This window comes from Asaia bogorensis, assembly GCF_900465345.1.
Lineage (GTDB): Bacteria > Pseudomonadota > Alphaproteobacteria > Acetobacterales > Acetobacteraceae > Asaia > Asaia bogorensis_A.
The window spans coordinates 1-13,931 of sequence record NZ_UEGO01000008.1 but is presented as its reverse complement, the minus strand read 5'-3'; the positions used below and the strand labels follow the sequence as shown (position 1 = coordinate 13,931).

At 60.3% G+C, this 13,931-nt stretch carries 15 protein-coding genes; 12 read left to right on the top strand and 3 right to left on the bottom strand.

The features are described from left to right. The first annotated feature begins 249 nt into the window (after positions 1-249). The 8 genes from ED655_RS03415 (at position 250) to ED655_RS03380 (ending at position 7,085) form a co-directional block, all read left to right on the top strand. Complete coding sequence (locus tag ED655_RS03415; protein ID WP_240993472.1) at positions 250-1,890, top strand: chloride channel protein; 1,641 nt, start codon at positions 250-252, stop codon at positions 1,888-1,890. Positions 1,891-2,017: 127 nt separating this feature from the next. Then, a complete protein-coding gene (locus tag ED655_RS03410) occupies positions 2,018-2,359 on the top strand; it encodes an AtpZ/AtpI family protein (protein WP_240993471.1) in 342 nt (113 codons plus the stop codon). 93 nt (positions 2,360-2,452) lie between these two features. Next, a complete protein-coding gene (locus ED655_RS03405; RefSeq protein ID WP_062165669.1) occupies positions 2,453-3,202 on the top strand; it encodes a F0F1 ATP synthase subunit A in 750 nt (249 codons plus the stop codon). Positions 3,203-3,259: 57 nt separating this feature from the next. Further along, on the top strand, positions 3,260-3,484 hold the full coding sequence (locus ED655_RS03400) for an ATP synthase subunit C family protein (RefSeq protein WP_023977841.1): 225 nt from the start codon (positions 3,260-3,262) through the stop codon (positions 3,482-3,484). Between the two features lie 22 nt (positions 3,485-3,506). Then, the gene (locus ED655_RS03395) at positions 3,507-4,109 is read left to right on the top strand and encodes a F0F1 ATP synthase subunit B family protein (protein WP_062163972.1); all 603 of its coding nucleotides are present in this window, start codon (positions 3,507-3,509) and stop codon (positions 4,107-4,109) included. A gap of 12 nt (positions 4,110-4,121) precedes the next feature. After that, complete coding sequence (locus ED655_RS03390; protein WP_062163973.1) at positions 4,122-4,649, top strand: F0F1 ATP synthase subunit B family protein; 528 nt, start codon at positions 4,122-4,124, stop codon at positions 4,647-4,649. Between the two features lie 49 nt (positions 4,650-4,698). Beyond that, on the top strand, positions 4,699-5,424 hold the full coding sequence (locus ED655_RS03385) for a glycosyltransferase (protein WP_062163974.1): 726 nt from the start codon (positions 4,699-4,701) through the stop codon (positions 5,422-5,424). 8 nt (positions 5,425-5,432) lie between these two features. Further along, complete coding sequence (locus ED655_RS03380; protein ID WP_122049002.1) at positions 5,433-7,085, top strand: ArnT family glycosyltransferase; 1,653 nt, start codon at positions 5,433-5,435, stop codon at positions 7,083-7,085. A gap of 104 nt (positions 7,086-7,189) precedes the next feature. Here the strand turns inward: ED655_RS03380 and ED655_RS15965 are convergent, their stop codons facing one another. Further along, the gene (locus ED655_RS15965) at positions 7,190-7,321 is read right to left on the bottom strand and encodes a hypothetical protein (RefSeq protein WP_023977846.1); all 132 of its coding nucleotides are present in this window, start codon (positions 7,319-7,321) and stop codon (positions 7,190-7,192) included. 180 nt (positions 7,322-7,501) lie between these two features. Then, the gene (locus tag ED655_RS03375; protein WP_035444273.1) at positions 7,502-8,017 is read right to left on the bottom strand and encodes a DUF2721 domain-containing protein; all 516 of its coding nucleotides are present in this window, start codon (positions 8,015-8,017) and stop codon (positions 7,502-7,504) included. A gap of 356 nt (positions 8,018-8,373) precedes the next feature. Here ED655_RS03375 and ED655_RS03370 point away from each other — a divergent pair, with 356 nt between their 5' ends. Then, positions 8,374-9,186, top strand: a complete 813-nt coding sequence (locus tag ED655_RS03370; RefSeq protein ID WP_408735639.1) for a creatininase family protein — start codon at positions 8,374-8,376, stop codon at positions 9,184-9,186. Positions 9,187-9,211: 25 nt separating this feature from the next. Beyond that, positions 9,212-10,579: a YncE family protein gene (locus tag ED655_RS03365; RefSeq protein ID WP_122049000.1), complete on the top strand. Its 1,368-nt coding sequence runs from the start codon at positions 9,212-9,214 to the stop codon at positions 10,577-10,579. Positions 10,580-10,826: 247 nt separating this feature from the next. Here ED655_RS03365 and ED655_RS03360 read toward each other — a convergent pair whose 3' ends face one another. Next, positions 10,827-11,807 (bottom strand): SphA family protein, encoded by a 981-nt coding sequence (locus ED655_RS03360; protein WP_122048999.1) that lies wholly within the window; start codon positions 11,805-11,807, stop codon positions 10,827-10,829. Between the two features lie 194 nt (positions 11,808-12,001). Here ED655_RS03360 and ED655_RS03355 point away from each other — a divergent pair, with 194 nt between their 5' ends. Next, entirely contained in the window at positions 12,002-12,976 is a 975-nt protein-coding gene (locus tag ED655_RS03355; protein WP_122048998.1) for an AraC-like ligand-binding domain-containing protein, read from the top strand. A gap of 135 nt (positions 12,977-13,111) precedes the next feature. After that, the coding region (locus tag ED655_RS03350; RefSeq protein WP_162993369.1) for a carbon-nitrogen hydrolase family protein at positions 13,112-13,931 on the top strand (820 nt) is incomplete at its 3' end.

Here is a 13,931-nt window from a genome sequence, read left to right as displayed (position 1 = left end):
GGGTTTTCTGTTGCCTGCGACAAGTCCGGACGACAATAAGGACAGCGCTTTCCTTCGGTCCTCAAAGTCATGTTAGGATCTCTCTTGGGTTCAGGGTTCCACAGAACTGCGCGGCGACAGGCTTTCAGGCGTATTCGCCACAGGGTGCATGTGCCCTACTATGCCCGCGCCCTCGTCCGATCCAATGAAATCTGGTTGACTGTCCTATCATCTTGTGTCGGAATTTTTGCTGGATTGAGTGTCTGGCTCATGACGCGGGCAACGCTGCTGGCCCACAGGCTGCTTTACGACCTGCATAATGATGGCAGGCTTTCAGGGCTTGACCGTCTCGACCCCTGGCGCACCGTGCTCATGCCCTGCCTTGGCGGTCTTGCGCTCGGCATGTTCGGGCTGATCGTCGCGCGGCGCTACCGTCATCGTCCCGTTGATCCGATCGAAGCCAATGCCCTTCACGGTGGGCGTATGTCGGTGCGTGACAGTGCCATCGTGGCGTTTCAGACCTTCATGTCCAATGGCTGCGGTGCCTCGCTCGGCCTAGAAGCCGGGTTCTCGCAGATTGCTGCGGCTCTGGGCTCACGATGTGGCGCTCTGTTCCGCGTGCGCCGCGCCGATATGCGTATCCTGGTGGGATGCGGTGCCGGTGGCGCTATTGGTGCGGCGTTCGATGCTCCCCTGGCGGGGGCCTTCTATGCCTTTGAGCTGGTGATCGGGACGTATTCCCTCGTCAATCTGGCCCCTGTCGCGATCGCCAGCATCAGCGCTGTCGGGGTTGTCCGCCTGCTTGGCGGGGTAACGGCGACGGTCACCATGCTGCCGCACGCTGCTTTGGGAATGCGTGACAGCCTTCCGGTCATGCTGCTTGGCATAACATGTGGTCTCACGGGTATTGCCGTCATGTATGGCGTGACATTTGCCGAGGGTCTGTTCAGGCGGCTGTCTCTGCCGGGCTGGGTCAGGCCCGGTCTGGGTGGGTTGATGGTGGGTGGCCTCGCTCTTTACTCGCCATCCATCCTGTCTGCGGGTCACGCAGCCGTTCGCAAGGTGCTGGTCGAAGGATTGCCAGTCTCGACACTCGTCATTTTGCTGGTGTTCAAGGCTGTTGCCTCGTCCATCTCGATCGGGAGCGGCTTTCGCGGCGGCCTGTTCTTCGCCTCGCTTTTTCTCGGCGTGTTGTCAGGATCGATTTTCGGGCATGGGCTGACAGCGCTCTTCCCGGCGGCCTTGTCAGTGACCACCTGCGCCATTCTTGGCATGAGTGCCACGGCGGTGGCGATCATCGGCGTGCCGATGACCATGACCTGCCTTATCCTTGAGATGACGGCGGATCTATCTCTGGCAAGCGGTGTTCTGCTGGCCTGTGTGATGTCCCTGCTCACGGTGCGGCGTCTGTTTGGCTACTCATTTGCCACATGGCGCTTTCATCAACGTGGCGAATCGATTCGCTCTGCCATCGATATTAGCTGGCTGCGTGAGCTGACCGTGGGGCGGATGATGCGCCATGAGATGACCTGCTTCACCCCCGACACCCTGCTTGGCCAGGCGCGGCAATGCTGCCCTCTTGGCGCAACACCGCAGATCGTGTTGGTTGATGCATCCGGAACATATCGTGGGATCGTGCTTCTCTCCGAGATCCATGCGCCGGATCACCCTGACGACAGGGTGCTTGGCGATCTGGCCCTGCATCAGGATATGACGCTGCTGCCGGAGATGACCTGCCGGGAAGCGGCTGCATTTTTCGAGCAGGCCGAGGCCGATGCCCTTGTTGTGATCGCCGATCGTCTCTCACGCCGTGTCGTGGGGCTGCTGAGCGAGAAATATGTGCTGCGTCGTTACGCAGAGGCACTGGACAGGACAAGGCGCGAGCTGACAGGCGAGGTGAGGGGCCAGTAACGCGGTCATGACAGGGCCAAGAAATCATTGTCATGCAGTTACGAGGCGTTGACACGACACGTCGACATGGGTAGCAGACGCGCACCAAGGACTCCCTGCACAGGGGAGAAAAGCGAGGTATGGAATCGTGGGCGCACAGGACGACCTGAACGTTTCCTCGCAGGCGGAGCAAGGCGCCGACAGCTTCAACAAGAGGCTGGCCGATGCAGAACTCCGGATGCGCGGCAAAAGCGGAAAGTCGGACTCGGTTTCCACAGGGGATGAAAGCAATGCCGATTATTCGGCATTCGGGCTGGCAATGCGGATCGGGACCGAAATGGTCGCGGCGCTGGTTGTCGGTGTGGTTGTGGGATACGGGCTTGATCGCCTGTGTGGCACCAAACCACTCTTCCTGATCCTGTTCTCGCTTATCGGCGGTGCAGCAGGAATGCTGAATGTCTGGCGTGCGGTGAAAAACGCCAACGTCTGACGGGGTGAAGGCGCAAGCTGCACCCTTTAACTGTGAGTTTCATGGATTTCCGGCATGGGCCTGGAAGTCTGCATCGTAAGCGGGAGAGGCAGCTTGGCCGCCGGATCAACGATTGACGCGCTCGGCCAGTTCGAGCTTCATCCTGTTCTCGGGCAGATTGGCGAGGCGCTGCGCTTCAGTCAGTCTCCGGCTTTCATGCTGGTGGCTGTCATCCTTGTTCTGGCCTTCCTGTATATCGGCATGCGCCCGGCGGCTGTTGTCCCGGGTCGTCTGCAGGCAGCGGCCGAACTGGGCTATGACTTCATCCATAACATGGCGACAGAGACGATCGGCAAGGAAGGCACGGCCTTCTTCCCGTTCGTGTTCGCGCTGTTCTTCTTCATTCTGGCCGGTAACTATCTTGGCCTGATCCCGTATTGCTTCACCTTTACCAGCCATATTGCCGTGACCGTGTCGCTGGCCCTGCTGGTTTTCGTGGTGTCCATTCTCGCTTCGCTGAAGCACCAGGGTTTCAAGTTCTTCGCGCATTTCCTGCCCGATGGCGCCCCTGTGTTCCTCGCGCCGCTTCTGGTGCCGATCGAGATCCTTTCTTTCCTTTCGCGACCTGTCAGCCTGTCGATCCGACTTTTCGCCAACATGATGGCTGGTCACGTTCTGCTCGAAGTCTTCGCTGGCTTCACCCTGATGCTGGCGGGTCTTGGAGCCTTCGGGTCGGTGCTGGCTGTGGCGCCTGTCGTCATCAATGTCGCACTGACGGCTCTGGAATTGCTGGTGGGCGTTCTGCAGGCTTATGTGTTCGCCATCCTCACCTGCATTTATCTGCGTGAGGCTGTGGCGCACTGAGTGCTCGCCGCGACCCACGCTCAACTGTTGTTTCGTCGTAACCAAGGAACCTGACTCATGGACGTCTCTGCTGCTCGCGAAATTGGCGCCGGTATTGCTGTTATCGCTCTTGCCGGTGTCGGCATCGGCCTCGGCAACATCTTCTCGACGCTGGTGAGCTCGATCGCCCGCAACCCGGCTGCACGCCCGCATGTGTTCGGCCTCGGCATGCTCGGCTTCGCGCTGACGGAAGCCGTTGCGCTTTTCGCTCTCCTCATCGCCTTCCTGATCCTCTTCGTCTGATCCAGAGGCAGGGGTAACAGTCATGCGCCTTCCGTCTCGAAACCTCGCTGCCACGCTTGCCGTCGTGCTTGCGCTCGGCACTGTGCCGGGACGGGCCTGGGCCGTTGGCATGCCGCAGCTTGACTTCTCCAACCCCCTGCTCATCGGGCAGGTGGTCTGGGGCGCTGTCATCTTTGCGGTCTTTTACGTCATTCTGAGCCGCTCGGCCCTGCCGCGCATCGAAGGGGTTCTGACCCATCGACGCAACCGGATCGAGGGCGATCTCGATATTGCCCGCCGTGCCCGTGACGACGCTGACCGCGCCGTTGACGAACTGCGTCGCGCCCGCCATGACGCGGCTGCACAGGCTCAGGCCAATATCGATCGGGTCGTTCACGAAGCCCGTATGGCTGCCGAGGCACAGACCCACGAAATGAACCATCGGCTCCATGCCGATATTGTCGAAGCTGAAAAGCGCATTGCTTCTGCCCGTGCCGAAGCGCTTGCCAGCCTGCCGACAGTCGCTACTGAAACGGCCCAGAGCCTGATCGAAAAGCTGCTGCGCCCCGCAGGTCTGGAAAATGCGGTTTCCAGAGCTCAGGTGCAGGACGCGGTCCAGGCCGGGCTTGCGGCCAGCAAGGGCTGAGGAGAATACGCGATGTTTCATGATCAGCGTTTCTATGTCGCTATTTCCTTCGTCCTGTTCTTCCTGTTTTTCGGACGCAAGCTCTGGGCGGCCATTGCAGCTGTTCTCGATGCACGTGCCGACCAGGTGCGCAGCAATCTGGACGAGGCAAGCCGCCTGCGCCGCGAGGCCGAGAAGATGCTTGAGGATGCCACGCGTGAGCGTGAGCAGGCCTTGGCCGAATCCCGTGCCCTGATCGAGCGTTCACGCGCCGAGGCAGCCAGCATTGCCGAGAACGCCCGTCGCGAGGCAGAAGCCGTGGCAGCCCGCCGCGAGCAGATGGCCCGTGACCGCATCGCGGCCTCCGAGCGCGCAGCCATTCGCGAAGTGCGTGAAATGGCAGCCGATGCAGCCATTCAGGCGACACGCAGCCTGCTGACACAGCATCTTACTGCCGAGCAGGCAGGCGCTTCAGCTCTGCTTGACCGTGGCATTAGTGATCTGCCACAGGCTCTGAAGGCTTCCAACGAAGCCGGATCGCGCAACCAGAACGCGGCCTGATCATCTGTCCGGGCTTCATGGCCCGGACAATTCATAGGCGGTTTCTGCCATGACCATTCGTCTTTCCATCGTTATCGCCGTTCTGAACGAGGCCGAGAATATCCGCCCCGTTTGCGAGGAACTCGCGAATGTGTTCGAGAACGCGCCGGATATCGAAATCATCTTCGTTGATGATGGCAGTCGCGATGCGACGGTGCCCCAACTCCTCTCTGCCCGTGAAAGCCTCCTTCCTGCGCTACGCCTGCTGAGCCATGATCGGTGTCGGGGCAAGTCTGCGGCATTGCGTACCGGCATCGAGGCAGCCCAGGGACGCTGGATTGCCACGCTGGATGGCGACGGTCAGGATGATCCCGCAGTTATCATCGACATGCTCAAGCGTGCCGAAGCCTTCAAAGAGGGCGAACCTCTGGTTGTGGGCGTTCGCCTCAAGCGCAATGACCGTCTTTCACGCGTAATCGCCACGCGACTGGCCAACGGGCTGCGTCGTCGACTGCTCAATGATGGCTGCCCCGATACGGGCGCCCCGATGAAGCTGTTCGCGCGTGATACCTTCCTGCGTATCCCTCAGTTCGAGGGTGTGCATCGCTTTCTGCCTGCCCTTCTCGGGTGCTACGGGGCAAAGCTGATTTGCGTCGAGACCCGCCACCGCGCGCGTCTGCACGGCCAGTCCAAATATACCAATCTCAATCGCGCGCTCGTCGGCATCCGTGATCTTCTGGGTGTCATGTGGCTGCTCAATCGCACGAGACTGCCGGGCCGCGTAACCGAACGCTGAGGGCTCTCATGACTCTGACCTGGCGCCATTACCTTGGCGTAGCGCTGCTGACGCTGGCAATTTTCCTGCCTGGGCGCATGAGCCTCGTGCCGCTCGATCGCGACGAGCCACGCTATATGGAAGCGTCGGCCCAGATGCTCGAGAGCGGCAATTTCGTCGATGTCCGTTTTCTCGATCAGCCCCGCTATCTGCAGCCCGCTGGGATTTACTGGCTGGAGGCAACGGCGCAGAAAATCTTCGGCGGTCCTCATGACCGTCATGTTGCCTGGCCCTATCGAATCCCGAGCCTGATCGCCGCCGTGTCTGCGGTGACTCTGACAGCCTATCTGGGTGCTCTGCTCTTTGGCGGGATGACCGGCCTTGTAGCCGCGGCCCTGCTGGCGGTCTCAACGTTGCTGACAGCCGAAGGGCGGATGGCGACCATCGACACCGTCTTGCTGCTGGACATCCTTCTAGTCGAGACGGCCTTGCTGCGTGCTTATCTCGACGCCCAGCGCAACCGCGAAACGCCGGTTACCATTGCGCTGCTGTACTGGGGTGCGCTGGGTTGTGGGCTCATGCTCAAGGGGCCGGTCGTTCTCATCCCCGGGCTCGCCACACCGCTGGCCCTGCGCGTGATCGAAAAGCAGGCGAGCTGGTTCCGGCGTTTGCGCCCTTCATGGGGCTGGCTGGTCACTCTGGCTGTCGTGCTGCCCTGGTGCATCGCGATTGGCGTGGTCAGCCACGGGGCCTTCTTCTCACGCGCAGTCGGAACCAATTTCCTTGGCAAGATCGGACACGGGCAGCAGGCGCATGGCTTGCCGCCGGGCTTTCATGCCGTGGTGTTCCTGCTTGCCTTCTGGCCCGGCTCGCTTTTTCTGGTGCTGGGTCTGCCTGCCATCTGGGCGCGTCACCGCGAGCCGGCCGTGCGCTTCCTGCTGTGCTGGATTGTCCCCCATTGGCTGGTTTTCGAGGCGATCGCGACCAAGCTGCCGCATTATGTTCTGCCCACCTACCCCGCGATTGCCATTCTGGTAGCGGCCACGCTGGTCAAATGGCCGCTGCGTCGACCCTCTGCCTTGTGGGCACGGGGGCTGATGGGGGTCTATGGACTGCTCTGGGGGGCACTGGCCCTGGTCTTTGCCGTGGCTGGACTCGCCTTGCTATGGCAGAGCGAACATCGCTTCGATATTGGTGCGTCGATTGCCGTGGCAGGCGCTCTGCCTCTGGTGGTTTACGGGTTCTGGCTTCTGTGGAAAGCGCGACGCCTTCAGGCGGCCTGGGTCATGATCAGCGCGGCTGTTGTGATCCATGCCGGCATCTTCCTGACGGTCATACCCAATCTTGGCCTCTTGCAGCTCGCGCCTCGCGCCGCGGCGCTTTACGAGGATTACAAGCCTTGTGAGGATAGCACGCTCGTCTCGGTATCCTATTCGGAGCCCAGCCTGGCGTTTCTGGCCGGATCGAACACGAAGCTGCTCGGTGTGCCCGATGCCGCACGGTATCTCACAGCCAATATGGCGTGTTCTCTGGTGCTCGTCGATCGCAAGGACGAGGCAGCGCTTCGCTCAGCGCTGGATGGGCAGGGCGTTGCCCTGACGGAATATGGCCGCGTTACCGGGCTCAACTATTCCAATGGTCATAAGCTGGATCTGGGATTGTTTGCACCGACCCGCCGTTGAGGGCGGTGAGCAAGCCACAGTGATGAATTTCTTGAAGACGGGATGACGCCCGAGCGGGTGATTAATCTCTTCTTCAAGTATTCGCAACTATTTCCGATGTTAGATCAGGCCGTACGATCGGCTGCGATCGTGGCAACCAGCAGAGCGCCAATAACGGGAATGAAAGAAACCATCGTCAGAGCGCTCAGAGCGCTGAGCGGATGAGAGACGAGGTTGAGGATTTCGACGGTGAACATAAGCTATTCCTAAGGTATCTGGTGTGTGGGCGCGGTAAGAGCGCCCAAAACCGGCCCGAAGCAATCGCTCAAAACGCGCTCCAGCAATGCAATAAACGCATGGAACGACTTCGTTTTCTATTTGGATTTTACCTCCGGGTATTTGGCGAAATAAAATATCTCGCCAAGGTGTCCTGAGGCCTATCTTGTTGCTTTGATGGTGGTTACGGGCTTGGGAAGGGCCCCGTCTCTTTTCAGGCCATGCCAGGCCAGAAGTGTATCCACTAGAAAGGACGACAGCGCGCCGACCGTACAGAACAGCGCACCCCCGAACAGAAAGATCAGCCAGGCCACAGTCTGGCTGTTATGCAGACTGCCCAGAAACAGGGCCAGTGCCGCGCCGCAGGTGGAGGCCCCGCCAACGCCGCCCAGCATGATGGCACAATCCAGTGCAAAGACCCGCCGGCGTAGCCGATTCTGGTGCCGCTTCAGCCGTGCTGTCTCATCCGGGTCGTCCTCATGGTCGTCCTGCAGGCGATGGGCGACTTCCTCCACATGGTCCGAAACCCGCGCCAGACGGGTGTTGAACAGGGTCAGCAGTGAGGCGACACCTGACAGCATGAAAACCGGTGTCAGCGCGACCTGAATGACATGGGCAACACTATCGATGGGTTCGGGGGCCAGAAGGGCGTTGAGGCCAACGGGGTCGAGCGCCATGAAAATGATATCCTGAAGTGAAGGCGTGAAAGCGGGGCTGTGTGGAAGCCAGCAGGTTTTACAGTGCTGGCGCAACTCTGCAACATGACAGCGCAAGGGGCGACTGGTTGTGCTCCCTGTGCCGAGTCATGCGGTCTGCCCTGAGGGGGGCACGGCACTGGCAGGCCAACAGCAAGGGCTAGTCTTAAAATGACGCAGGCTATAGCGGCAGGTAGAGGCGCTGTCCCTTGGGATTGGTGTTTTGGAGCGCCTCTCTGGCGCACCGCTACAGCTATGTTAAAACCTGATCCGCTCAGGCCCGCCAGACAATGGGCAAGGCGTATCATGTGTCATGTTTTCCGGTGAAAGATCTCGGTTTGGCTTTTATTCCCGGTGTCAGGCGTGCGGCCTGTCTGTTGGTTGCCTCGGCGCTGACCTGCCTCATCCGTCCATCGACAGGTCATGCCGAGACGGTATCCTTTGCAAGGCTGACCTGGACCGAAATCCAGTCCCGTATCCAGTCGGGAACAGACACGATCATCGTGCCCGTAGGGGGAACCGAGCAAAGCGGCCCCTATATTGCCGTCGGCAAGCACAATGTGCGGGCCGAAGTACAGGCGGAACGCATCGCCGCCCGACTGGGCCATACGCTCGTTGCGCCGGTCATTGCCTATGTCCCTGAAGGCGGAACTTCCCCCCGTACCTCTCATATGCGTTTTGCCGGAACGATCTCGATCCCGCCTGCTGTGTTTGAAGGATTGATCATGGGAGCGGGGGACAGTTTCCATGTTCAGGGTTTCCGGCGTGTCGTGTTTATTGCCGACCACGGCGGGTATTTGTCCTATCTCAAGGCGGCGGTGGACAAGCTGAATAATAAGTGGCGTGGTCAGGGCGAGGCCATCTACCTCGCAGCCTATTACGACAGTATCGGCACACGCTATGCCGAGATCCTGCGGCAAAAGGGGTATGGCAAGGATTTGGGCAAACATGCGGATCTGAGCGACACGGCGCTCATGCTCGCTATCGATCCGACGATGGTGCGTGAGCAGGCGTTGCACAATGCGGCCCTGCCTGACAGCGCACAGGGTGTTTATGGCGGCGACCCGCGCCCGGCGACTGTGGCGCTGGGGCAGATCGGAACAGCGATTCAGGTTCAGGCGGCGCTCGATGCCCTCGGCGCGTCACGCTAAGCAGAACCGTTATCAAGGAGCATCTATGAAGTTCTCACATCACGCGTTCATCGTCTCGCTGGCTGGCCTGTCATTGGCCACGGCCCAGGCGACACGTGCGCAGGAAACCCCTGCAGCGCCGGCACAGGCGGCATCCGCACCGGCGACAGCATCATCGGCTGCTTCAGGTGTGACCTCACAAGCCCCGGCTCCTGCCGCCACAACGCCGGCTGCAGCGCCGTCATCCAGCTCTACCCCGGCCAGCCCAACACCGGTCGCCCCCGTCGCTCAGGTGACGCCCCCGGCCGCGACGAACGCGCCCACCCCGGTTGCCGGTGCTGTGCAGACCATTCCCGGCATGCCTGCGGTCATCGATCCCAAAAACATCTATAGCGAGACGATTTCTGGCAAGATCTCGCCGGCCATCAAGGATGATCTGGCGCGGGTTTATGTACCCAATCTGCGTGGCAACAGCGTGTCGGTTATCGATCCCGCAACGTTCAAGGTGGTCGATACCTTCAAGGTCGGTCGCAGCCCGCAGCATGTGGTGCCCAGCTGGGATCTGCGGACATTGTGGGTCACCAACAATGCCGAGGGCAGCAATGATGGCAGCCTGACGCCGATCGACCCGCGTACGGGCAAGCCGGGCCCTGCTGTCACGGTGGACGATCCCTACAACATGTATTTCACCCCGGATGGCAAATACGCCATCGTGGTGGCGGAAGCGCATGAGCGTCTGGATTTCCGCGACCCGCATACCATGGCCCTTATCGGTTCGGTTGAGGCGCCGCAGTGCAAGGGCATCAACCACGCCGACTTCTCGATCGATGGCCGTTATGCCATTTTCACCTGTGAATTCGGCGGCTATCTGGCCAAGATCGATACGGTCAACCGCAGCCTGATCGGGTATCTCAAGCTGTCGAAGGGTGGGATGCCGCAGGATATCCTGACTGCCCCGGACGGCCATAAGTTTTACATTGCCGATATGCATGCCGATGGTGTGTTCGTGGTCGATGGTGACAGCTTTAAGGAAACCGGCTTCATCCCGACCGGCCCCGGTACGCATGGCGAGTATCCCAGCCGTGATGGCAAGTTCATGTATGTCGCCAATCGCGGCTCACACAGGATTCATGGTCCGCGTCACAGCCCTGGCAGCGTGTCAGTGATCGATTTTGCGACAGACAAGGTCGTCAAGACCTGGCCGATCCCCGGCGGTGGCAGCCCGGATATGGGCAATGTCAGCGCCGATGGAAAACTGCTCTGGCTCTCCGGCCGTTTCGATGATGTGGCCTACGCGATCAACACCGAGACCGGCGATGTAAAGAAAATCCCCGTAGGGGCTGAGCCGCATGGTCTGACCGTCTGGCCGCAGCCGGGCCGCTACAGCGTGGGTCATACCGGTATTCTGCGCTAGGCTCTTTCCATCCTGGCTGTTCCTTTGGGCTCATGCGTTGGGCAGCCGGGATAAGAAGCGCAAGACCCATGCTGACGATGTGGTCAGCCTGGGCCGGGTGGCGAAGCCTGGGCCTTGCGTTTCCGCCATCTCGGCAGATCAGAGCTGTGTTGTCTGCCCGCTCGATCGATCGATCGAGGCTGTCATCGGCTGGTTTCGCCGAATGATGCTCCATAGAGCACGATTCCCCCTGTTTCGCGCCGCCCCCTCAGAGCGGTATCTGGAACTGAACCCAGTAGCGGTCGCCGCGCGTGCTGTTCTGTACGCCCATCTCGTGCTGCCATTTGAGGGCGACGGCATAGGGTGGTTTGAAAAACCAGATCAGTTGTGGGCCAAGTCCATATTTGGCCAGTCGGTTGCCATCCCCGACACGTCGCCCGTTCTGCACGTCATTGGTGAATTGCGACGTCACGAAGCCGTTCAGTCCGAGGCGAAGTTGGGGCAAGGCAGGGGTGAGCATGTAATTTGCGCCAAAGTCGATATTGATCACATTACCTGATTTGTAATCGGTAGCCCCGTTTTTGGCGTTGATCTGCAATTCACCCTCGGCTGAGACATCAAAGCGTTTTGTGGGCATCCAGGTCAGGGCGGCCTCCTGATTGAAGCCAAAGACATGGGTTGATTCACTGACGACATCGGTCTTGCTGAAGGAGCCGATGGGCAGAAATGCCCCTTCACCGAGATAGATATGCAGCTTGGGTGTGTGCCATGAGAGATAGAGCGGCGCGAGATAGAGCCAGTTGGCGCCAAAAGCCGTGCCGCCCTGTCCCCCCGCGCGGAGCGTCAGGCTGTTGATCGCAAGAATGGCGCTGCTTGAGATCGTGGCGCCCAGAAACTCGCCGTGCCAGCTATGGAACAGTCGCGCAGCATTGGCGATGGCGGTTGCCCTGAAGCCCGGCACAGCAGACTTCCGGCTTGTGCTCGAATAGGCGCCGTTCGGATTGACCACAAAGTAATCCTGCCACAGCGTCTGGCCGGGTGCTGGCGTCAGGGCTGGATAGATTGTCTGCACGCCCGAGGCCCAGTTGGTCTGGCCGCCTTCTGTCGCGACCGCTTGCGTCACGATGCCCGGACAGAAGGCGCTTATGGAGAACGCCCCGATGGCAAGCGTCCCGATGGAGAATGTCCTTCGGGCAAACGCCTTGAGGCAGAGCGTGAGGACCACGCCGGTTTTCAGGATCTGTCTCATCTCACCCCCGCTTGAAATCGAGCGGGAATGTCAGCATGCCGGGCGCAGGCAACTCTTGTCTGCAAGAGAGCTTTCTCTTGTCCGGAGGCTCCGGATTGTTCCAGAGCGGAACAATAACGATACCGCAACATTCCTGCTCATGCTAACCGGTGGGTTACGCTGTCAGATGACAGCATTGACGGAGGCAGAATGACATGCCGCTGGTATTGCAGAGTTATGATATTGCCGGTCTGCCGCCTCGGGCGGGAGTCGAGTTCTGGCACGATATTGTCTGCCGGTCTTTTGTGCCGCTTGAATGCAAGCCGGAACAGGCGGGGTTTCAGGGGGCCGTCACCCGTCTGGCGCTCGACAATTGCAGTGTCTCGACCGTGCGTTCCAGCGCGCAGTCGGTATCGCGCACCCGCCGCCTGATCAGCGCGTCAGAGGAGACCCATTATCTGCTGAGCCTCGGCGTCAGTGGCAGGGGGCAGGTATTGCAGGATGGTCGTGAGGCCATTGTCCTGCCGGGCACATTTGCGCTCTATCATACGAACCGCCCCTATACGCTGCGTTTTGACCGGGATTTCGAGCAGATTGTCTTCATGCTTCCCACCGATGCCCTGAATGCGCGCTTTGGTCACGCCGAGTATCTTACCGCGACCCTGATCGACGCTTCCAACCCGCTGGCAGATCTGACCCGTCATTTCCTGACGGGGTTGATGGCCACCACGCGGCCTATGCCTGACATGCTCGTGTCTAGGCTCACCGCCCAGGCCGCCGAACTGGTGGCGACCATGCTGATCGCTTCGGGGAATCGCTCAGGGGCGCCCACATCACATCGCATGGCCATGGGACTGCAGATACGCAATGCCATCGAGATGCGCCTGCGCGACCCGGATCTCGGGCGAAGGATGCTTGCCGAACAGTTTCGTATTTCCACGCGCTATCTCGATGATCTCTTTGCTGATGAGGGCATGGGGGTGGCAGAATATATCATGAAGCGTCGTCTCGAATGGGCGCGGGATGCGCTCTCTGACCCGAGCCGTGACCGGTACCAGATCGGCGAGATCGCGCGCATGAGCGGTTTTGTCAGCCAGGCCCATTTCAGTCGGGTCTTTTCTGTGGCCCATGGCTGTGCACCGCGTGACTATCGCAACAACCGCCAGAACAGGCTCGCCTTGCCCATCTGAGGGTTCTGCGAGGGCGAAAAGAGGCAGGCATGTTTTGCTTCCCTCCCAGACAAGACAGAAATTCGTTCCGACCTAAGATCGATCTCGTTCCGGGCTTTTCCCGCCCGATCAGACATCAACGGATGGAGCAGGCAAGTGAGTCTCAAGCACCCCCGATACAAGGTCGCTGTCGTGCAGGCAGCCCCGGTCTTTCTTGATCTCGATGCCACCATCGACAAGACGATCGCCCTGATCAAGGAGGCCGCCGCCTCTGGCGCCGCTCTGATCGCTTTTCCCGAAACCTTCATCCCCGGCTATCCGTGGCATATCTGGCTCGACAGCCCGGCCTGGTCGATCGGCAAGGGTTTCACCAGCCGCTATTTCGATAACTCGCTCGCTTATGACAGTCCCGAGGCCGACCGCCTGCGCAAGGCCGTCAGAGAGGCAGGCATCACGGCTGTGCTGGGGCTGTCGGAACGCTTTGAAGGCTCACTCTACATCGCCCAGTGGATCCTCGGGCCGGATGGCGAAACCATCGCCACCCGTCGCAAGCTGCGCGTGACCCATGTGGAGCGCACGGTCTATGGCGAAGGCGATGGCAGCGATCTTGCCGTTCACGACATTCCGGGGCTGGGGCGTGTTGGGGCGCTCTGCTGCTGGGAGCATATCCAGCCCCTCACGAAATACGCGATGTATGCCCAGAATGAGCAGGTCCATGTCGGCGCATGGCCAAGTTTTTCGCTCTATGAGCCTTTTGCATATGCCCTGAGTGCCGAGGTCAATAATGCTGCTTCGCGCGTTTATGCCGTTGAGGGCGGATGTTTCGTGCTCGCACCCTGTGCTGTCGTTTCCGAAGCAATGCTCGATGAATTATGCGATACGCCCACCAAGCGCGAGCTTTTGCGCGCAGGTGGGGCGGCGGCGCGTATCTACGGGCCGGATGGCCGTGAATTGGCCGCACCACTCGCCCCGGATG

Bases quoted from the DNA above. Each gene is read 5' to 3' on its own strand.
- ED655_RS03415 (WP_240993472.1), top strand. From the start codon at position 250: ATGACGCGGGCAACGCTGCTGGCCCACAGGCTGCTTTACGACCTGCAT.
- ED655_RS03400 (WP_023977841.1), top strand. From the start codon at position 3,260: ATGGACGTCTCTGCTGCTCGCGAAATTGGCGCCGGTATTGCTGTTATC.
- ED655_RS03395 (WP_062163972.1), top strand. From the start codon at position 3,507: ATGCGCCTTCCGTCTCGAAACCTCGCTGCCACGCTTGCCGTCGTGCTT.
- ED655_RS03390 (WP_062163973.1), top strand. From the start codon at position 4,122: ATGTTTCATGATCAGCGTTTCTATGTCGCTATTTCCTTCGTCCTGTTC.
- ED655_RS03385 (WP_062163974.1), top strand. From the start codon at position 4,699: ATGACCATTCGTCTTTCCATCGTTATCGCCGTTCTGAACGAGGCCGAG.
- ED655_RS03380 (WP_122049002.1), top strand. From the start codon at position 5,433: ATGACTCTGACCTGGCGCCATTACCTTGGCGTAGCGCTGCTGACGCTG.
- ED655_RS15965 (WP_023977846.1), bottom strand. From the start codon at position 7,321: ATGTTCACCGTCGAAATCCTCAACCTCGTCTCTCATCCGCTCAGCGCT.
- ED655_RS03375 (WP_035444273.1), bottom strand. From the start codon at position 8,017: ATGGCGCTCGACCCCGTTGGCCTCAACGCCCTTCTGGCCCCCGAACCC.
- ED655_RS03365 (WP_122049000.1), top strand. From the start codon at position 9,212: ATGAAGTTCTCACATCACGCGTTCATCGTCTCGCTGGCTGGCCTGTCA.
- ED655_RS03360 (WP_122048999.1), bottom strand. From the start codon at position 11,807: ATGAGACAGATCCTGAAAACCGGCGTGGTCCTCACGCTCTGCCTCAAG.
- ED655_RS03355 (WP_122048998.1), top strand. From the start codon at position 12,002: ATGCCGCTGGTATTGCAGAGTTATGATATTGCCGGTCTGCCGCCTCGG.